Origin of the sequence: Geobacter benzoatilyticus (assembly GCF_017338855.1) — a bacterium.
GTDB lineage: Bacteria > Desulfobacterota > Desulfuromonadia > Geobacterales > Geobacteraceae > Geobacter > Geobacter benzoatilyticus.
Map to the genome: position 1 here is coordinate 2,877,819 of NZ_CP071382.1, position 19,484 is coordinate 2,897,302.

The 19,484-nt window shown below is 54.7% G+C and carries 17 protein-coding genes; 13 read left to right on the plus strand and 4 right to left on the minus strand.

Annotated elements, in window-relative coordinates:
• Positions 1-2 precede the first annotated feature (2 nt).
• The 6 genes from ribD to JZM60_RS13300 are packed head-to-tail and all read left to right on the plus strand — an operon-like array spanning position 3 to position 5,274.
• On the plus strand, positions 3-1,115 hold the full coding sequence (gene ribD, locus JZM60_RS13275; protein WP_207162909.1) for a bifunctional diaminohydroxyphosphoribosylaminopyrimidine deaminase/5-amino-6-(5-phosphoribosylamino)uracil reductase RibD: 1,113 nt from the start codon (positions 3-5) through the stop codon (positions 1,113-1,115).
• Positions 1,097-1,747 carry a riboflavin synthase gene (locus tag JZM60_RS13280; RefSeq protein WP_207162910.1) on the plus strand — a complete coding sequence of 217 codons (651 nt, stop codon included), beginning with the start codon at positions 1,097-1,099 and terminating at the stop codon, positions 1,745-1,747. The genes ribD and JZM60_RS13280 overlap by 19 nt, the downstream gene beginning before the upstream one ends.
• Positions 1,748-1,805: 58 nt before the next feature.
• A complete protein-coding gene (locus JZM60_RS13285) occupies positions 1,806-3,008 on the plus strand; it encodes a bifunctional 3,4-dihydroxy-2-butanone-4-phosphate synthase/GTP cyclohydrolase II (RefSeq protein WP_207162911.1) in 1,203 nt (400 codons plus the stop codon).
• Positions 3,009-3,031: 23 nt separating this feature from the next.
• The gene (gene ribH / locus JZM60_RS13290; RefSeq protein WP_207162912.1) at positions 3,032-3,499 is read left to right on the plus strand and encodes a 6,7-dimethyl-8-ribityllumazine synthase; all 468 of its coding nucleotides are present in this window, start codon (positions 3,032-3,034) and stop codon (positions 3,497-3,499) included.
• Positions 3,499-3,927, plus strand: coding sequence for a transcription antitermination factor NusB (gene nusB / locus JZM60_RS13295; RefSeq protein ID WP_207162913.1), 429 nt, complete (start codon positions 3,499-3,501; stop codon positions 3,925-3,927). Before ribH ends, nusB begins: the two co-directional genes overlap by 1 nt.
• Before the next feature lie 36 nt (positions 3,928-3,963).
• Positions 3,964-5,274, plus strand: a complete 1,311-nt coding sequence (locus tag JZM60_RS13300) for a homoserine dehydrogenase (RefSeq protein WP_207162914.1) — start codon at positions 3,964-3,966, stop codon at positions 5,272-5,274.
• 66 nt (positions 5,275-5,340) lie between these two features.
• Here the strand turns inward: JZM60_RS13300 and JZM60_RS13305 are convergent, their stop codons facing one another.
• Together JZM60_RS13305 and thrC are read right to left on the minus strand one after the other, a co-directional pair.
• On the minus strand, positions 5,341-6,003 hold the full coding sequence (locus JZM60_RS13305) for an HAD family hydrolase (protein ID WP_207162915.1): 663 nt from the start codon (positions 6,001-6,003) through the stop codon (positions 5,341-5,343).
• 26 nt (positions 6,004-6,029) lie between these two features.
• The gene (gene thrC / locus JZM60_RS13310) at positions 6,030-7,415 is read right to left on the minus strand and encodes a threonine synthase (RefSeq protein WP_207162916.1); all 1,386 of its coding nucleotides are present in this window, start codon (positions 7,413-7,415) and stop codon (positions 6,030-6,032) included.
• 157 nt (positions 7,416-7,572) lie between these two features.
• Between thrC and JZM60_RS13315 the strand changes: the two genes are divergently transcribed.
• The 4 genes from JZM60_RS13315 (at position 7,573) to JZM60_RS13330 (ending at position 13,398) form a co-directional block, all read left to right on the plus strand.
• On the plus strand, positions 7,573-8,514 hold the full coding sequence (locus tag JZM60_RS13315; RefSeq protein ID WP_207162917.1) for an AAA family ATPase: 942 nt from the start codon (positions 7,573-7,575) through the stop codon (positions 8,512-8,514).
• 92 nt (positions 8,515-8,606) lie between these two features.
• Positions 8,607-9,377, plus strand: coding sequence for a DUF58 domain-containing protein (locus JZM60_RS13320; protein WP_241426263.1), 771 nt, complete (start codon positions 8,607-8,609; stop codon positions 9,375-9,377).
• Positions 9,364-11,280, plus strand: a complete 1,917-nt coding sequence (locus JZM60_RS13325) for a transglutaminase TgpA family protein (protein ID WP_207162918.1) — start codon at positions 9,364-9,366, stop codon at positions 11,278-11,280. The genes JZM60_RS13320 and JZM60_RS13325 overlap by 14 nt, the downstream gene beginning before the upstream one ends.
• A gap of 129 nt (positions 11,281-11,409) precedes the next feature.
• Positions 11,410-13,398, plus strand: a complete 1,989-nt coding sequence (locus JZM60_RS13330) for a tetratricopeptide repeat protein (RefSeq protein ID WP_207162919.1) — start codon at positions 11,410-11,412, stop codon at positions 13,396-13,398.
• Between the two features lie 44 nt (positions 13,399-13,442).
• Here the strand turns inward: JZM60_RS13330 and JZM60_RS13335 are convergent, their stop codons facing one another.
• Entirely contained in the window at positions 13,443-14,147 is a 705-nt protein-coding gene (locus JZM60_RS13335; protein WP_207162920.1) for an energy transducer TonB, read from the minus strand.
• A 127-nt stretch (positions 14,148-14,274) separates the two neighbouring features.
• Entirely contained in the window at positions 14,275-16,533 is a 2,259-nt protein-coding gene (locus tag JZM60_RS13340) for an NADP-dependent malic enzyme (RefSeq protein ID WP_207162921.1), read from the minus strand.
• A 287-nt stretch (positions 16,534-16,820) separates the two neighbouring features.
• On the opposite strand from JZM60_RS13340, the gene JZM60_RS13345 reads away from it, so the two are divergent.
• The 3 genes from JZM60_RS13345 to JZM60_RS13355 are packed head-to-tail and all read left to right on the plus strand — an operon-like array spanning position 16,821 to position 19,395.
• Positions 16,821-17,309: an HIT family protein gene (locus tag JZM60_RS13345; protein ID WP_207162922.1), complete on the plus strand. Its 489-nt coding sequence runs from the start codon at positions 16,821-16,823 to the stop codon at positions 17,307-17,309.
• 20 nt (positions 17,310-17,329) lie between these two features.
• Positions 17,330-18,307, plus strand: coding sequence for an ROK family protein (locus JZM60_RS13350; RefSeq protein ID WP_207162923.1), 978 nt, complete (start codon positions 17,330-17,332; stop codon positions 18,305-18,307).
• The gene (locus JZM60_RS13355) at positions 18,304-19,395 is read left to right on the plus strand and encodes a 6-phosphofructokinase (RefSeq protein WP_207162924.1); all 1,092 of its coding nucleotides are present in this window, start codon (positions 18,304-18,306) and stop codon (positions 19,393-19,395) included. Before JZM60_RS13350 ends, JZM60_RS13355 begins: the two co-directional genes overlap by 4 nt.
• Positions 19,396-19,484 lie beyond the last annotated feature (89 nt).

Here is a 19,484-nt window from a genome sequence, read left to right on the forward strand (position 1 = left end):
AAATGGTTAATTCTGCTGAAAAGTTCATGCGGCGTGCCTTGGTGCTGGCAAAAAGGGGCGAGGGGAAGACCTCTCCCAATCCTGCTGTCGGATGCGTCATCGTGAGAGATGGGGCCATTGTCGGTGAAGGATGGCACCGCCGTGCCGGGACCCCCCATGCTGAGGTCCATGCCCTGCGGCAGGCCGGTGAATTGGCCCGCAATGCCGATGTTTATGTGACTCTTGAACCTTGCTCCCATTACGGTAAAACGCCCCCCTGCGCCGATGCCCTTGTTGAGGCGGGGGTACGCCGGGTTTTTGTCGGGATGGTCGACCCGAACCCCAAAGTATCCGGGCGTGGCATTCAGCGGCTTCAGTCAGCGGGCATCGAGGTTGTCACCGGTATATTGGAAGCAGGGTGCCGCAGGCTTAATGAGCCATTCGTGAAGCATGTGACGACCGGCCTTCCGTTTGTTATTCTCAAATCGGCCATGACCATGGATGGCAAGACAGCAACCGCAACGGGCGACTCCCGCTGGATAACCAACGAAAAATCGCGTCATTATGTTCATCGGCTTCGATCAAAGGTTGATGGGATAATGGTGGGGGTAGGAACAGTTATTGCGGATGATCCCCAGTTGACGGCTCGAATTCCCAGTGGCCGGGATCCCCTCAGAATTGTTGTGGACAGTTCCCTCAGGATACCGCCCGATTCCCGGATACTCCGTCAGGAATCAGCGGCAACAACCGTCGTGGCAACCATCTCAAAAGAGTTGAACCGGATCGCCTGCCTGCAATACCCCGGAGTGGAGATTCTTCAATGCAACGAGGACGATGGAACCGTTGACCTGCGCGACCTTCTCGCCCGCCTCGGTTCCCGGGGGGTGCAATCGGTACTCATTGAAGGGGGGAGCACTCTTGCGGGAAGAGCGCTGCGGGCAGGTCTTATCGACAAGTTCGTCCTGTTCTATGCGCCAAAGTTCCTTGGGGGGGCTGATGGTTTCGGGCTTTTTTCGGGGCCTGCGAGCAGGATGATGGCTGAATGCCGGCGGTTGAAAGATGTGACGGTGCGTCGCTTCGGCGATGATGTGATGATAGAAGCCTATCCGGAGGAAGAATGTTTACCGGTCTCATAGAAGATGTCGGGACAGTCAGAAGACTTGAGAAGCAGGGGATGGCGGGACGGATTACCGTTGCAACCAAGCTGCCGCTGGAGTCAATTGCCCTGGGCGATTCCGTTGCGGTGAACGGCGCCTGTCTTACGGCGGTGGCAAAAAGCGGTAACGAACTCACTTTTGACGCTTCGCCCGAGACTTTGGCCCGGACGACTCTCGGCACGCTCGGCATCGGTACTCCGGTCAACCTGGAGCGGGCCCTGCGTCTGGGCGACCGGTTGGGCGGGCACATAGTTACCGGTCATGTGGACTTTATTGCAACGGTATCCGAGAGAAACGACATTGCCGGCAACAGAGTCTTCGTGTTCCGTATTCCCGTTGAGTTTTCCCGCTATCTCGTGGCTAAGGGGTCGGTGACCATCGACGGAATAAGCCTCACCGTCAATACCGTTTCGGATACCGGGTTTTCGGTAAATATCATTCCCCATACCGGTTCCATGACCACTCTCTCCGGTATCAATCCCGGAGCGCAGGTAAATATAGAAACGGATATACTCGGTAAATATATTGAACGTCTTCTCTCCCGTGGGTCCATCCCCAGGGAAGAGGGGGGGCTCACCCTTGAACTGCTTGCAAAGAGCGGCTTTCTATGAGATATACCGCTTTTGATACTTTACTTGTACGGGATACATTCTTGTTACGGAGTCGATGATGCCTGTTGTGAAAATTGAAGAAGCCATAGAGGACATCAAGCAGGGGAAGATGGTCATTCTTGTGGATGACGAGGATCGCGAGAACGAAGGCGACCTTACCATGGCCGCCGAGAAAATCACGCCCGAAGCCATCAACTTCATGGCCAAATTCGGTCGCGGCCTCATATGCCTCACCATGACCACGGAGCGATGCGATTATCTGAATCTCCCCCCCATGGTTTCAGAGAATACCTCGTCCTTCGGTACTGCTTTTACCGTATCCATTGAGGCAAAGCGGGGGGTTACCACAGGCATTTCAGCTGCCGACCGCGCCCATACAATCCTCACTGCGATGGATGATGCCACGACTGCCGAAGACCTTGCCCGCCCGGGCCACATTTTCCCTCTGCGGGCCCGCAATGGAGGAGTGCTGGTTCGTTCAGGCCAGACCGAGGGGTCGGTGGATCTGGCACGGCTGGCGGGGCTCAAGCCGGCCGGGGTCATCTGTGAAATCATGAATGATGACGGCACCATGTCCCGGATGCCGCAACTCAAGAAATTTGCGAAGGAACACGGAATCAGAATCTGCACCGTGGCCGACCTGGTCGCCTACCGCCTCAAGCACGAGTCACTGGTTCGCAGGGCTGCTGACGTGGAGCTCCCCACCGATGCCGGAGAGTTTCGCGCCATTGCCTTTGAAAACGACGTTGACAGGCTTGAGCACCTGGCATTGGTGAAAGGTGAGGTGGGCGGTGACGAGCCGGTGCTGGTGCGGGTCCATTCCGAGTGCATGACCGGTGATGTTTTCGGAAGCCGGCGTTGCGACTGCGGCGCTCAGCTCCACCGCGCAATGGAGATGATCGAGGCCGAGGGACGCGGGGTTATCCTGTACATGCGCCAGGAGGGGCGCGGGATAGGACTCTTCAACAAGCTCAAGGCCTATGCGCTCCAGGATCAGGGAAAGGATACCGTGGAGGCGAACCTGGCACTCGGCTTCAAGCCGGATTTGCGCGACTATGGCATCGGAGCCCAGATCCTGTTGAATCTCGGCGTGAAAAATATGCGCCTTATGACAAATAACCCCAGAAAACTGATCGGGCTTCAGGGATACGGAATCAATATTGTGGAGCGGGTCCCCATTCAGATTCCCGCAACGGACAGCAATCTTGATTACCTCAAGACGAAGCGGGAAAAATTGGGGCATCTGCTGGAAAATATCTGAAACACGGCGAGGAGGAATTAATCATGCCGCGATTTATTGAAGGAAAATTGGATGCTACCGGTCTCAAGTTCGGAATCATTGTGAGCCGTTTCAACAGCTTTATTGCGGAACGTCTTCTAGAGGGTTCTCTTGATGCTTTGGTACGCAACGGAGCCGATGCGGGCACTATCGATATCGCCCGCGTGCCCGGTGCCTTTGAAATCCCTCTTACCGCAAAGAAAATGGCACAAACCGGAAACTATGACGCCATTATCTGTCTCGGCGCGGTTATCCGTGGTTCAACACCCCATTTCGACTACGTTGCTGCCGAGGTTTCCAAGGGTGTTGCCCATGTGTCGCTGGAAACCGGCGTTCCCGTAGCTTTTGGCGTACTTACCACCGATACTATCGAGCAGGCCGTGGAGCGGGCGGGAACAAAGGCCGGGAATAAGGGCTTCGACGCTGCCATGACTGCAATAGAGACTGCTCGCCTCTTTAAGGAGCTTTGCTAGTGGGTGCCCGGCGACTGGGAAGGGAGATTGCCCTTCAGCTTCTCTATTCCCGTGATTATGCTGCCGGTGAGGCCTCGGCGCTCATGGAGATGGTCTTCGACGAGGCGGAGCCGGGAACCGCTGCGGGTCGGGCTTTTTCCGACGAACTGGTTCGCGGGGTGCTTGAGAACCGCGAAGCGATAGATGCGCAGATTGCCGAAAAGTCCAAAAACTGGACTATTTCCCGCATGGCGAGGGTGGATCTCAATATCCTCCGGCTCGCTGTTTATGAACTTCTCTATCGCGATGACATTCCCAAGAACGTTACCATCAACGAAGCCATCGAGGTTGCCAAAAAATTCGGCACGGAGGAGTCTCCGGCGTTCATCAACGGCATTCTTGATGAAGTTGCCTCGGCGCTTCCCGACAAAGAACCGCTTGCCGATTGAATTACATCGTGTCTTTTCCACACTGAGCGAGGAAGTATGAAAGAGATAAAGGTAGGCCTTCTCGGCCTGGGGACCATCGGGACCGGGGTTGCCAAGCTGCTAATGACCAATGCCAGCCTGATTTCGGCCAAAGTTGGCGCCAGGATAACCCTCAAGAAGATTGCGGATCTGGATATAACCACCGATCGGGGAATTACCCTTACGGATGGAATCCTTACCACCAACGCCGATGAGCTGCTCACTGACCCTGAGATCAGCGTGGTAATAGAGTTGATTGGCGGATATGAGCCGGCAAAACGCTTTGTTCTCAAGGCCATCGAAAATGGCAAGCATGTTGTTACCGCCAATAAGGCTCTTCTTGCGCTTCATGGCGAAGAAATTTACAAGGCTGCCGCCAATAAAGGGGTTGAGGTTCTCTTCGAGGCTGCGGTCGCCGGTGGAATTCCGGTCATTTCCGCCATCCGCGGAAACATGGCTGCCAATAATTTTTCTACCATTTTCGGCATACTTAACGGCACCTGCAATTATATACTTACCCGGATGACCGATGAGGGTGCGGACTTTGCCGCCGTCCTCAAGAATGCTCAGGAGCTGGGTTATGCCGAGGCTGACCCCACCTTCGATATCGAAGGGGTGGACACGGCCCATAAGCTGGCGCTTCTGGTTTCCCTCTGCTTTGGAACCCGCGTCACTTTCGGCGATATTCATACGGAGGGAATCAGTTCTCTCTCTTCGGTAGATATCAAGTTTGCCCGTGATTTCGGATACAAGATCAAGCTCCTGGCCATCGGCAAACGGGATGGCGACCGGGTCGAGGCCCGGGTTCACCCGACCATGATCCCGGTCAACAATCCCCTTGCCGACGTGAATGGCGCTTTCAACGCTATCCGCTTCACCGGCGATTTCATCGGCCCCGTCATGTTCTATGGCCGCGGTGCCGGCATGGACCCGACAGCCAGCGCCGTGGTTGGCGATATTATCGAAATCTCCCGCAATATCATGGCGGGCATCGGTCGCCGCTGCGCCCCGCTGGGTTATCGCGACGACGCGGTGGCAAATCTCGCCCTTAAGCCCATGGGAGAGATTGAGAGCAAGTATTACATCCGCTTCAGCGCCGTGGACCGGCCCGGTGTCCTGGCAAAAATTTCGGGAGTGCTCGGCAGCTACAATATAAGCATTGAATCCATGGTGCAGAGTGCCCGCATGGCCGGTGAAGAAGTCCCCATTGTCATTATGACCCACGAGGCTTTGGAGAGTGACGTACGGAAGGCGCTGGACGAGATTGACACCTTTGACATCATCATGCGAAAGAGCCAGCTGATTCGCATTGAGGATAATCTTGAATAATCTTGCATTACAGTTGCGGAACGAGAAAGGCGACCCTGAAGGGCCGCCTTTTTTCATTTCCTGATGTCACGCCGGCATGGGCAGAAGTTCGTTGAAGTAGTGAATTGACGTGAAGCGTTCCGATGGGAGAGGGGGAGCCGTCGAGCTGTACCGGCTCACATAGATGAGGTGGCGGATGCCGAAGGATTCCGCCGTGCCGAGGTTCGTCTCGCTGTCTTCACCGAGCATGGTGCGGGCCGGGTCGTAAGGCACCCGCTTCTGGAGTTTCCCCCAGAAAGCTGCATCTTCTTTAGGGAGGCCTATGTCGTGGGCTGACACTATGCCGGTGAAGTAAGGCCCGAGACGTGTTTTCCGCATTTTGATATCGAGGGTTTTCCCGTGGGCGTTGGTCACAAGCCAGATCTGCTTGTTGTGCTGGCGGAGGAACAGGAGAAATTCCACCACTCCGGGATGGACGGCAATAAGGTGCTCAACTTCCAATTTCAGTAGTGGGATGTCGAGCCCCAGGCGATCTGACCAATAGTCCAGGTCCGTCCAGTTAAGGGTACATTCCTGGGAGCGGAACTGGGCGTAGAGAGACTTTTTGGCACTATCCAGGGGTATGCTGTTTTTGGCTGCGTATCGTTTCGGGACGTGCTCAAGCCAGAAATGGTCGTCGAAATGGCGGTCCAAAAGGGTGCCGTCCATATCAAGAAGCACCGTGTCGATAGTCATCCAGTCAATAATCATGGAAATCACGCCCAAAGGAAAAGGCCCTAAAGGGCCCTTTCTTCGATGAATTGCTTTATGGCGCTGCGATCCGCATCGAGCACGTCGCATCGGCTCGGGAGGGATTCGATCCCCTTCAGGGAATCAGGGCGGGGAGGCTCGACCCCGACCGCCCGGACAACCGCGTCGGCAAACTTGGCCGGATGTGCGGTGGCGAGGCAGACGACGGGGGTGTCGTCCTGCACCATTTCCAGCGCCGCTTTGACACCGACCGCCGTATGGGGATCGAGCAGGTAGCCTGTCTCTTTGTGGAATGCAGCGATGGTGGCGATGGTCTCGTCCTGGTTCACCGAGCGGGAGAGGAATTCTTCCCGTACCTGTTCCATTTCTTCTTCCGTAAAGTCGATCCGGCTCTTTGACGGGAGCGTTGCGAACGCTTCGCGCACCCTGACCGGGTCCTCGCCGAAAAGATAGTAGACATATCGTTCGAAGTTCGAGGCCAGCTGGATATCCATGGAGGGGGATACGGTGGATACCACATCTCCGAGAGAGTAGTCCCCTCCGTTTATGAAACGTGTAAGTATGTTGTTTTCATTGGTGGCCAGCAGCAACCGCTTGATGGGGAGGCCCATCCGCTTGGCTGCGTAGCCGGCGAAGATGTCGCCGAAGTTACCGGTCGGAACCGAGAAAACCACTTCCTGGCCGAATGTTTCGGCCACCCTGAAGTAGGCGTAGAAGTAGTAGACAACCTGGGCAAGCACACGGGCCCAGTTGATGGAGTTTACGGCGCCCAGGGAATACTTTTCCTTGAATGGCAGATCGTTGAAGAGGCTTTTTACGATGTTCTGGCAATCGTCGAAGGTCCCCCGCGCAGCGATATTGTGTACGTTGGAATCAAGGACTGTTGTCATCTGCAGGGCCTGCACCGGCGAAGTCTTCCCGTGTGGGTGAAGGATGAAGATGTTGATCTTGTCCTTGCCGCGTACGCCATAGATGGCCGCGCTGCCGGTATCGCCCGAGGTGGCGCCGACAATGTTCATCTTCTCGTTGCGCTCCTTCAGCAGATACTCGAAAAGGTTGCCGAGGAGCTGCAGGGCCACGTCCTTGAAAGCCAGGGTCGGTCCGTGGAAAAGCTCCAGTATGTGGACGCCGTTCTTCTTCACTACCGGAGTTATCTCGGGGTGGGAGAAGGTTGCGTAGGAGCGGTCGATGAGATCCTTAAGGTCTTGTGCCGGGATATCGTCGGCAAAGAGGGATATTACCTCGAAAGCCAGATCCTGGTAAGAAAGCGTCCGCCACGACTCAAGCGTTTTCCGGTCGATTGCCGGGAGGGTCTCCGGCAGCAGAAGCCCGCCGTCGGTGGCGAGGCCCATCATGACCGCGTCCTTGAATCCGATGGGGGAGATGGTGCCTCTGGTGCTGATATAGTTCATGGTTGTTCAATCTCCGTTTTTTTTCTATGAAGAGAAGCAATCTTAACAGCAATCCCGAGAAAATGGAAGGGGCGGGCGACTGCACGTTCGTGTATCGCCCGGGCATTTATGTTATCATAGCAGGGCATTCCATGTTGAGTATGAAAGGCTTATCTCCATGAACCTCGCGAAACGTGACGAGATGCTCCATGTAATTGATACCCTGGCGGCAAATTACCTGAAGGGAAAAGTGCGGGCGGTGCGTTTGTCGATCATAGCGCTCCTTTCCGGCGGACATATCCTGCTGGAGGATATTCCCGGCCTTGGCAAAACAACGCTTGCCCTGGCCCTGGCCAAGGCCTTGGGGCTCTCCTTCGGCCGGGTGCAATGCACGAGCGATCTTCTGCCGACAGATATCACGGGGCTTTCCATTTTCAGCAGGGAGGAGGGCCGTTTCACTTTTGTGCCGGGGCCCATTTTCAACAATGTTGTTCTCGTGGACGAAATCAACCGGGCGATGCCCAAGACCCAGAGTGCGCTCCTGGAAGCAATGGAGGAGCGGAAGGTGACTGTGGAGGGGACTACCCATCAGCTGCCGGGGCCCTTCCTCGTCATTGCCACCCAGAACCCTGTGGAGCAGGTGGGCACCTATCCGCTGCCCGAGTCCCAGTTGGACCGGTTCATGGTGAGAAGCGGAATCGGATATCCCCCGGAGCTTATTGAAAAGGCAATTATCAGGGGGGGGAGCATACGGGACGGCATTCAGACACTTGCTCCGCTGGTTACGGCGGACGATATTGCCGAAGCTCAGAAGGCTGTTAAGGAAAACATCTATCTCTCTGAATCGGTGGTCGATTATCTCTACGCCATCGTTGCCGCTACGCGAAACCATCCCGCGATTTCCTCCGGCATTTCAACCCGTGGCGGGATCGGTATGGCCGAGACCGCCAAGGCGAATGCGTATCTGGAGGGACGGGATTACGTGATTCCCGAGGATGTGAAAGCCATCGCCGCACCGGTGGGTGCCCATCGCATCATCCTTACGATGGATAACGAGAACCTCGACAAGGGGGAGTTATTAAACGCCATTCTGAACACCATTCCCGTTCCGCTGGCCTGAAGCTTACCCGTGCCGGGGCAGCCTACATAGTCATCACGCTCCTCCTTGGTTTCGCAGCCGTCAATACGGGCAACAATCTTCTTTTTCTAGTGGTGTCGGCCCTGCTCGGGTTCATGACCGTCTCGGGGGTTCTCGGCTGGCTCAATATCAGGTACCTTGGCGTCGCAATCCGCCTGCCAGAGGAAATCTATGACGGTCAGGAAACATATGTGACGCTGCAGATGGAGAATCGCAAGCGGTGGCTCCCGTCTTTTTTGCTGCGCGGCGAAGTGGGAGGGGGGCGTTTCGATTTTCACTCCATTGAACGCAGGGGCGCTGAGACCGGCACAGTGGCGATGACATTCGCGGGAAGGGGGCGCAAGGAGCTTGGCTCGGTCATGGTCAGCTCGCCATTCCCAATCAATTTTTTCATAAGAAACATAACGCTCCCGCTGGATGCACACTGTGTCGTTTTTCCCCGTCCTAACCCCTGCGGCATGCCTGGTGCCCCGGCGGACGCAAGAAGTCGCGGAGCGGCCAGAAGCAGCGGTAGGGGTTATGAAGGTGAGATGGAGACAATTGCCGAGTACACCGGCGTTGAACCGCTGAAGCTTGTTCATTGGCGTCTTTCGGCCCGTCACGAAAACCTGAAGGTGAAGCAGCTCACTTCGCTGGCCGATGTTCCCGTCATGCTCGATATCGCCCAAATTCCAGGACGGAACATTGATGAAAGGCTTTCGTGTGCCGCCTGGATAGTGAATCGTTCAATCAAGGCAAATCGTCCGGTTGGGCTCATCGCCGGCACGAAAGTCATAGGTCCGGACACTTCACGCTCCCATCGCCTGAAGCTTCTCACGGAACTCGCTCTCCATGGTAGCCATTAGTTCCCTTATACGATTCCTTGCTTATGTTGTTTCCGTCTTGGGGTTTCTGCCGGTGGCGCCCCATGTGGATATCCCTGTGCTGATTGTTTTCCCAGTGGCTTTAGCATGTGGGATATTCTTTGATCGTCAGGGTAAGTATCCGCTTACCGGTGTACCTGTCACGATCCTTACGGTTATTTCTTTCATTTTCTATTTTATGCAGCTCAGCATGGCCAATCCGGCTGCGCCGGCCGTTAATTTTCTTGTGGTGCTTCTCTCCGTGAGGCTTTTGAATGAAAAGAGCCCACGCAATGTTCTTCAGATTTTTGCCCTTGCTCTTTTCGCCCTTGCCAGTTCGTCTCTCTTCAGCCTGAGCGCCATATTCCTTGTCTATCTCTTTCTGCAGTTGGGGCTCATTGCCGTATCGCTCGTTTTGCTTACTTTCCATTCCGTGGATGACCACTTGCGTCTCACGCGAAAAAGCCTGTGGAGAGTTGTCGGTGTATCGCTTGCCATGCCTGCGGCATCGGTGCCGCTGGTATTGTTCTTTTTCGCTATTCTCCCCCGTACCCAGTATCCGCTCCTGAATTTCCTCAATGCGCCCGGAGAAAGATCGGCAGGTTTCAGTGACCGGGTCGAACCGGGCAGGGCGTCTAGCGTGGGCGAAGTGAAAACCGTTGCCTTCAGGGCTGAATGCGAACAGTTGGCCCCCAATGATCTTTATTGGCGTGGAATCGTCTTCGATACCATGTCCGGCGCCACCTGGACGAAGAATGGGCAACGTTCCGATGAAGTGCCGGGCGTTCCCCGTGGGGTAACGGTCCGTCAGACGGTTTATCCCGAACCCTCCCTTGGCAATCACCTCATAGCTCTGGACGTTCCGATACGTCTTGACGGCACGGGGATCAGCCAGGGAGGGGATTTCACCTTTACCAAGCGGGGGAGGTCGCGAGGCCGGATACGCTATGATGCTACGTCGGTTCTTACGGGTGCCATTCCTACGCCCCGAGGAATTGATCGTGCCCACTACCTGCGCATCCCTGGCCGTGTTTCGGATCGCGTTTATGCTCTGGCAAAAGAGTTCTCGGCAGGTGAACCGTCCGATGGGGAGCGGCTCAAGCGTGTCGAGTCATGGTTTGTGCGTCAAGGATTTCGTTACGCCACCAGCGGTCTTGCGGTTTCTGTCGATCCGGTCGATGCCTTTTTGTTGGAGAAAAGGGTTGGGCACTGCGAGTTCTTTGCTTCGTCCTTTGCAACCCTGTTGCGTTTGGCCGGCGTCCCGGCGAGGCTCGTGGGTGGATACTATGGTGGCGAATACAACGAGGTTGGCGGGTACTACGTGGTAACCGAGGACCGGGCTCACGTGTGGGTTGAAGCATTTGTGGGAGGGAGGGGGTGGGTCAGGATAGATCCCAGTTCATTTGCCGCCAATTTTGACCGGACACAGTCAGGAAAACGTGCTTTCACCACCAAAATCATCGCTCTCATCGATTCTTTCACGTGGTATTGGAATCAGGCGGTCATTACCTATGATCTCCAGAAACAGGTTGAGTTAATCCGTCGCGCAAACCGGCAGTTCAGCGGGATTACCCTCCATGGCGGCACCAGAAAACTTTTTCCGGCGTTGCTTGCTGTCGCAGCATTGGCCATTGTTGTCCGGTTGCTGATGATTCGAGGTAAAAGGACCCGGGAAGAGCAGATTTTGCAGTGTTTTCTTGCGCGGGTCGAGAAGGTCTACGGTATTCCCCATCCCCGGCCTACGCAAGGATTGAAAGAGATTGCGGACATGATTGAAGACCCGGCGGCAACCGAATTCGTTTCCATTTTCGGCGGGGCAATTTATCGTGATCGACAACTCTCCAGGGATGAATATCAACGTCTGGTACAGATAATCAACTCCATAGGCAATAACAGGAGGCCATAGTTCGGCAAGTTGGGCTGATTCCTTGATTTCAGGCAGTTCGGGCAGTTTCATATGCCTTGACAATGTTGAATCTTTCCTTTAGTTTACAAGGATATTTGTTACCAATTAACGGCTGGATCCGGACAGGCTTTGAGTTCAAAGAAAGATAAATTTCTTGATAGCGCACAAAAATTCCTGGCGAAGGGGCAGATTGACCGCGCTCTGAGGGAATACGAGCAGGCGGTGGCCATTGACCCGAAAGACGTGCGGGTACGACAGAAATTCGCTGAACTGCTGGTGCGGGCAAACCGTAAAGACGATGCACTCCGTGAATTCGAGGTAATTGGCAAGTACTATTCAGATAACGGCTTTTATCTCAAGGCAATAGCCGTTTATAAGCAGATCCAGAAAATAACCCCTTCCAACCTGGATATTTCCCTTACCCTTGGCTCCCTCAACGAAAAGCAGGGCCTCATCGGCAACGCGCTGGCAGAATACAAGTTGGTTTTTGACCACTACGAGCGGAGCAATCGGCTTATTGATGCTGTTTCCGTTCTTGTCAAAATGCATGCCGTTGACCCGGAAAATCTGAATATCCGCCTGAAGCTTGCCGAAACGCGCCACCGTGCCGGCCTTGTTGACGACTCCTACCACGACTATATCGAATTATCCCGCGATCTGCGAACAAAGGGGGACGAGGCTACTTACGCACGCGTTTGCGAGCGTATCGCCAACCTTTTCCCCGATCGTAAGGAATTCCTTTTATCGGTAGCTGAAAATCATATCAGGGATGGCAAAGCACTCGCGGCAATCCCCATCCTGAAGCAGATAGCCGGTGATGACCGGTGGAATCCCAAGGCACTCTATCTGCTGGCAGATGCAGGCCGCGCTGCTGCTGACCATGCCATGACGAAGAGTGCCTACGGCCAGATAATCAAGCGCTTTCCGGGTGAAATACAAGCCATAAAGGGATTTCTTTTCAGTCTGAAGGCCGAGGGTAATATTGATGAAGCGGTCAGGGTTCTTCGCCACGTCGAGCCGATACTGCTGAAAGAAGAACCGGAAACGCTCGAGCAGTTTTATCTCACGTTCAAGGACATTGCTCCCGACCATGCCGGAATAGCGGACGGGCTGCGGAGGATTCGCGGGGCCGCAGATTCCGTGGAGGCCTCCGAGGCTATGGCCGAACAGTTGCCGGAAACTGTGGCGACCGCAGAGACCTCTCCGGTTGTGCAACCTGAATTCGAGAGTGTTCAGCAGCCGGAAGTCTCCGCCGATGAAGCTCCATGGGAAGATGAAATTGCCATCTCCTTTGACGATGAAGCTGCCGCTGAAACAGCCGGTGGCAAATCTTTTGAATCATTGCCGCTCACGAACGATGATGCCATGCCCACCGTTGACTCCGGTGCTGACGAAGTCAGGTTTGATGATGCTGCTCCGGAAGAGACCCATGAGGTGGAAGTGGAGTTGGCCGATTTCCCGCCAATGACGGACGACTGGCTCGACACGGCTGCACAGGACAGTTTTGCAGGAGAAGTTTCCGCTGGGCCTGCTGCCGAAGATTTGTCCCTCGACTTTTCCGATGGGGAAATCGAAGATATCATTCCCCCGTTGTCCCTCGGCTCTCCATCTGCCAAGTCCGATAAGTACGGCCTTGACGGCCTTTTCTCGGCGTTCAAGAAAGGGGTTGGCGAACAGCTCGCCCAGGACGATACCGAATCCCATTACAGCCTAGGGATTGCCTACAAAGAGATGGGGCTTTTCGACGATGCCATCGCCGAATTCCAGTCGGCCGCTCGCGACCAACACCGTCTTGCCGACTGTATTACCCTTCAGGGAATTTGTTCCCGGGAAAAAGGTGATCCGGAGAAGGCCGAGGAATATTTCCGCTCAGGACTCGCCCTTGCGGAACTGAACCGCGAGGAACGCCTCTGTCTTACCTATGAACTGTCGCTGCTCTATGAAATGATAGGCGATACCGAACGTGCCCTGGCTGGTTACCGCGAGGTTGTTGCACTTAACCCCGGCTTCAGGGATTCGTTACAGAAGGTGTCCGGCTTGAAAGCCGACGGTGGGGGAGAGGATGCAGCCGACGTCGAATTGGTGGATCTTGACGAGATAGAGGAAGGGGCGGGGTAATTCCCGCCCTTTTTTATGCTGTCAGTCTTACGGAAATAACAATCTCACGAAAAGAGGAGCCCGCGTGGCGCCAGGAGGCGCAGGGGCGCCTGAAAAAATTCCCCCTTGTATCCTGCTGGCAGTGGCGGGAGATTAGACGCGTTCTGCAAGGTATTCATTATCATGCGGTCGTACTCGTTGCTGCCGGAACTTCTCACCAATCTCGCCGAAAATATCTCACCGTTTTTCCTCACGATGATAGTTACAAGCGCCTCCTGTTCTCCCGGTTCCACATTTGTGCCGCCTGCCGCTGCCCACCATTGTTCATTTACCCGTTCCACAAGCTTGAAATAGTATTCACGCACATCGCCATTCAGGGTCTCTCCATCGGAAATGCTTCTGAAAAACCCACGCGTCAGACCTAGCGAAAGGGATGTGGCTTCCGGTTGCGGCGGCGGTTGAGGAACTGTTTCCTCCACAGGAGTCTCGGTCGGTGCGGGCAGGATTTCAGAGTCAGGGGAGGGGAGTTCCATCTGTTGACGGATTGTTGAAGCAGGAGGTTGTACAATTGCCTTGCTGCTTTCCTGAGGCAGCGGGAGATTTGCATCATTCAGGTCAACCATCACAATCTGCTCCGGGGCAAGGCGTGTCAGGCGGCCCGGAAGAAGAAACGTGGTCAAGGCAAAGGCAATATGCAGCGCCAGCGAGAGAACCAGTGTGCCGGCAAACAGATTTTGTTTCGTCCGGTACAGGGGCGGGTGATGCTCCATTGCTGTCAAACTCCCGTCTGGTGGTGAACAACGTTGGCTTCAATAGTAGCAAAGTGCCTTGGATGATGGCAAGAGAAAGGGGGGCTCATGGCCCCCCTGGCGTTTCATTGAGAGTAAGGTGAATCTGCTACGAGTTTTGAGCATCCACCACGGCGATTGCTGCCATGTTGACGATGTCGGTCACGTCATCGCCACGCTGGAGGACGTGAACAGGCTTTTTCATCCCCATGAGGATTGGGCCGATGGCTTCGGCGCCGCCAAGGCGGTGAAGGAGCTTGTAGCAGATGTTGCCGGCATTCAGGTCCGGGAATATCAGAACGTTGGCCGCCTCTTTCAGGGATGCAAAGGAAAAGCTCTTCTGGAGGAATTCAGTAACGACTGCCGTGTCGGACTGCATCTCACCGTCAATAACAAGTCCCGGCTCCTTCTCTTTGACAATGTCAACGGCGCGCTTCACCTTCTGGGCTTGCGGGTGGTTGACCGATCCGAAGTTGGAGAAGGAAAGCATTGCGACGGTAGGTTCGAGATCGAGCATCCTGGCCTTCTCGGCGGCAAGGATGGCGGTTTCGGCAAGCTCTTCGGCCGTTGGTTCGATGCAGACCGTGGTGTCTGCCATGAGGAAGATACCTTTTTTGAATACCATCATGTAAAGGCCATGAACGCTGGAGAGACCGGGCTGCCTGCCGATAACCTCCAGGGCGGGGCGGATGGTTTCCGGGTAGTGGGTGTCGATACCCGAAAGCAGTGTGTCGGCATCACCCATGTGTACCATCATGCAGCCGAAATGGGTGCGGGACTTGCGGGTCATGATTCTCCTGGCTTCGGTAAGTGTCAACCCCTTGCGTTGCCGCAACCGGAAGAGCTCCTGTGCGTATTCTTCCGAGCGTTCGTAATTTGCAGGGTCGATAATGGAGATGCTTCCGTTGAGTTCAAGTCCCAGCTCTTCCATGGACGCGCGGATTTTGTCTTGGTTGCCGACGAGGACCGGAGTTGCAATCCCTTCTTCAACAAGTATCTGGGCGGCCTTGAGAATCTTTTCGTTGTCCCCTTCGGGGAACACAATTCGCTTGGGGTCGCATTTTGCCTTGTTTATGAGCATCCGCAGGGTTTCCTTCGCTTTTCCCTGCAACGATTCCAGATGCTCGACGTATTTTCCCATATCCTCGATGGGCTGACGGGCTACCCTTGATTCCATAGCAGCTTTGGCTACCGCCGGCGCTACCCGGAGAAGCGCCCTGGGATCAAAGGGCTTCGGGATAATATAGTCGCGGCCGAAGGAAAACTTTACATTGCCGTAGGCGCGGCAAACCGCATCGGGGCATTCTTCGCGGGCAAGTTCCGCGAGGGCGAACACTGCGGCCTTTTTCATATCTTCATTGATGGTTGTTGCCCTGACATCGAGAGCTCCCCTGAAGATAAAGGGGAAACCGAGCACGTTGTTCACCTGGTTCGGATAGTCGGAGCGACCGGTGGCGATGAGGACATCGCCCCGCACCGCATTGGCCTCTTCAGGCGTAATTTCCGGATCGGGGTTGGCCATGGCGAAGATAATGGGATTCTTTGCCAGCTTGCGCACCATCTCCGGGGTAAATGCCCCTTTGGAGGATAATCCGTAGAGAACATCGGCCCCGTCCGCAGCTTCTTCCAAGGTGCGCAGGGTAGTGTCCACGGCGAAGCGTTCTTTATACTTGTTCATCCCCTCGGTTCGCCCCTGGTAGATGACCCCCTTGGTGTCGCACATGACGAGGTGTTCCTTCTTCACCCCCAACGAGATGGCAAGATTGGCGCAGGCAATGGCAGAGGCCCCGGCGCCGTTCACGACGATACGGATATCCTCGATTTTCTTGCCGATGATCTCAAGGGCATTGATGAGGGCGGCGGCGGAGATGATGGCGGTGCCGTGCTGATCATCGTGAAAGACCGGAATGTTCATGGTCTTCTTGAGCTCTTCCTCGATGTAGAAGCACTCCGGTGCCTTGATATCCTCCAGGTTGATGCCTCCAAAGGTGGGTTCAAGAAGTTGGCAGGCTTTAATGACTTCGTCGGGGTTTTCGGTGTTCAGCTCGATATCGAAGACGTCAATATCGGCAAAACGCTTGAAAAGGACACCTTTTCCTTCCATGACCGGTTTGCCGGCCAGCGCTCCGATGTTCCCCAGGCCCAGCACAGCGGTACCGTTGGAGAGAACCGCGACAAGGTTTCCCTTTGCGGTGTATTTATAGGCATCCTCCGGATTTTTTTCGATTTCGAGGCACGGCTCGGCAACTCCTGGCGAGTAAGCGAGTGAGAGATCCCGTTGGGTTAGGCATGGCTTCGAGGCAACGACTTCAATTTTCCCTTTACGTCCGCTCGAATGGTATTCCAAGGCATCCTGTTTTTTACTCATAATGATTCGTGCTCCTTTCTTTTGTTGGAACATTTTTTATTGGGGATAAAAATTGTTTTCAGGCAACATCACCACAATTACAGGGTTTTATTTCCCGGCTTCGTTATAAATTGTGCAAGATTAGACCTTGTGCCGTTCTTTTGTCAAGGTCAATTACAGTAATACTAAAAATACATTTTATTATGGATATGCACCCTCAATCCCTGTCAAAGCTTGTATTTGCCGTAAAGTTCGATGATAATTCCGGTATCATCGATGCCTGACTATTACCGTGCAAGGGGGGAACGATGGAGAGAATCTGGGCGCCTTGGCGTATGGATTATATTCTCGATGAAAAACCATGCGGTTGCATTTTCTGCTCGGGAGGGCAGAGCGATCAGGGTAGAGATAAGCTTGTCCTTTACAAATCAACGTTATCCCTTGTCATGCTCAATCGTTATCCCTATACAAACGGCCACCTCATGGCGGCACCGCTACGCCACACCTCAGACCTGGACTCGCTGACAGACGAAGAGATGCTCGACCTGTTCCGCAGCGTGCGGTTATGCCGCAGGGTTCTGGAGGTTGAGGCTTCGCCTCAGGGGTTCAACATCGGCATCAATCTCGGCCGTGCTGCCGGTGCCGGTATTGAAGATCACCTTCACGTCCATATTGTACCACGCTGGAACGGAGATACGAATTTCATGACAACCGTTGCCGATGTGCGGGTAGTGCCGGAGGGACTGCTGACTGCTTACGACCGGCTTTATCCCCACTTTGTCTCTTGCGCGGAATAAATCTCCGGGAGTCGTGATTTATGGATAAAAAACTGAAAATGGCCTGCATAGGGATAGACATCGGAGGCACAAACCTCCGCATGGCTCTGCTGGACAATCGGGGCGCAATTATTCATAGAACGAAATGCAGTACTGATATCCATCATGGCCGGGAAGCATTCTTTTCGTTGCTCAGGAAAGGGATCGAGTCCCTACTGCTTGTGGCTAAGGATAAATGCTACGAAACCGTGGGACTGGGGGTTGGGGTGCCGGGGCTTGTTGCCAATGATGGCTGTATGCTCGTTTCGGTCAATCTTCCCCCTCTGGATGGTATCAACCTGCGCGATGAGCTTCAGGCGATGACAGGGCTTCCCACGGTGGTTGCAAATGACGTGAATGCCTTTGCCTTTGGTGAGAGTGTCTACGGTGCCGGCCGGGATTACCGGTCGTTTTTGATGGTAACCCTTGGGACCGGAGTCGGAGGCGGGTTGATTCTCGATAGAACGGTCTGGACCGGCATCGACGGAGTAGCTGGGGAGTTTGGCCACGTGACGGTCGAGCCCAATGGAAGACTTTGCCGCTGTGGCAATTACGGTTGTCTTGAGCAGTACGCATCGGCCAATGCCCTCGTTGCGGCGGCACGGGAAATCATGGCGCGGGAAAAAGACGCTTTTGGCGAAGCCTTGCGCGACAAGGACATTTCTACCCAAAAGCTTGCTGAGGCTGCTCTGGATGGTAATTCCGCAGCCCTGGCCCTTTTTGCCGAGGCAGGACGCTATCTGGGTATAGCCGTTGCGTCGGTAGTCAACCTGCTTAACCTGGAAGCGGTAATTATCGGAGGGGGAGTCGCGGCAAGTTTCGACCTTTTGTCCGAAAGCTTGAAACGCGAGATCCACGCCAGGGCGTTTCCGATTCCCGCCGGGAGACTTCGCATTGAGAGGGCTGCATTGGGAGATGATGGCGGAATCATCGGCAGCGGCGCACTTGTTATGGATCATCTGTTCAGGGGGAATCCATGAAGAAGAGAATCGGCATTCTGACCGGAGGAGGCGATTGCCCAGGCCTTAACGCGGTGATACGAGGTGTGGTCAAGAGTGCAATAATCGGGAGGGGATGGGAAGTGGCCGGTTTCGAGGATGGATTCGATGGCCTCCTTTACGACCGCGGGCCCCGCACCCTGGGATTCGACGACGTACGTGGGATATTGCCCCGCGGCGGGACGATTCTTGGAACCTCGAACAGGGGCAATCCCTTTTCCTATCCGGTGGAAGTTAATGGCACAACCGTGTTTACCGATGTGTCGGACCGCGTTGTGAAACGAATAAGGGAACTGGGAATAGACGCCCTTGTGGCGGTTGGTGGCGACGGTTCGCTCAAAATTGCCCTTGAGTTGATGAAAAAGGGCGTCCCGGTAGTTGGAGTGCCGAAAACCATCGACAATGACCTGATGGAAACAGATGTAACCTTTGGTTACAATACGGCGCTGGAAACCGCAACCGACGCCCTTGACAAGCTCCACTCGACTGCGGAAAGCCATCATCGGGTCATGATAATGGAGGTTATGGGCCGCTATGCCGGATGGATTGCGCTTGAGTCGGGCATTAGCGGCGGTGCCGATGTTATTCTTATCCCGGAAATCCCTTTTGAGCTAAATTCGGTGTGCAATGCCATTGACGCCCGGCGTTGCCGGGGAAGCAAGTTCAGCATTCTGGTCGTGGCGGAAGGGGCATATCCCAGGGGCGGTTCGCGCGTGGTGCAAAAGAAGGCCGACGAAACTACCGCCATAGAGCGTCTCGGCGGCATCGGTGCTTTCGTGTCCCGTGAACTGACTTCCTGCCTGGATATGGATATCCGGGTAACAGTTCTGGGACACCTTCAGCGTGGTGGGTCCCCCTCAACTTTCGATCGTTGTCTCGGGAGCCGTTTTGGAGTTGGTGCCGTTGAACTGATCGAAAGGGGGCAATTCGGGGAGATGATCTGTCTGAAGGGACGGGCGATACGTTCTGTTCCCATTGAGAAAGCGGTGCGTAAGCTTAAGCTTGTCAATCCCGGGGGACAGATGGTAACTGCCGCGAAAGAGTTGGGAATTAATGTGGGGCGGGACTGATAATTGACTTTATGGCCCTTGCGCTATAGAGTGCTTTGAAATTTGTCTTTAGAAACTCTGCCAGCAACCGATGTTATTATGTATCATCC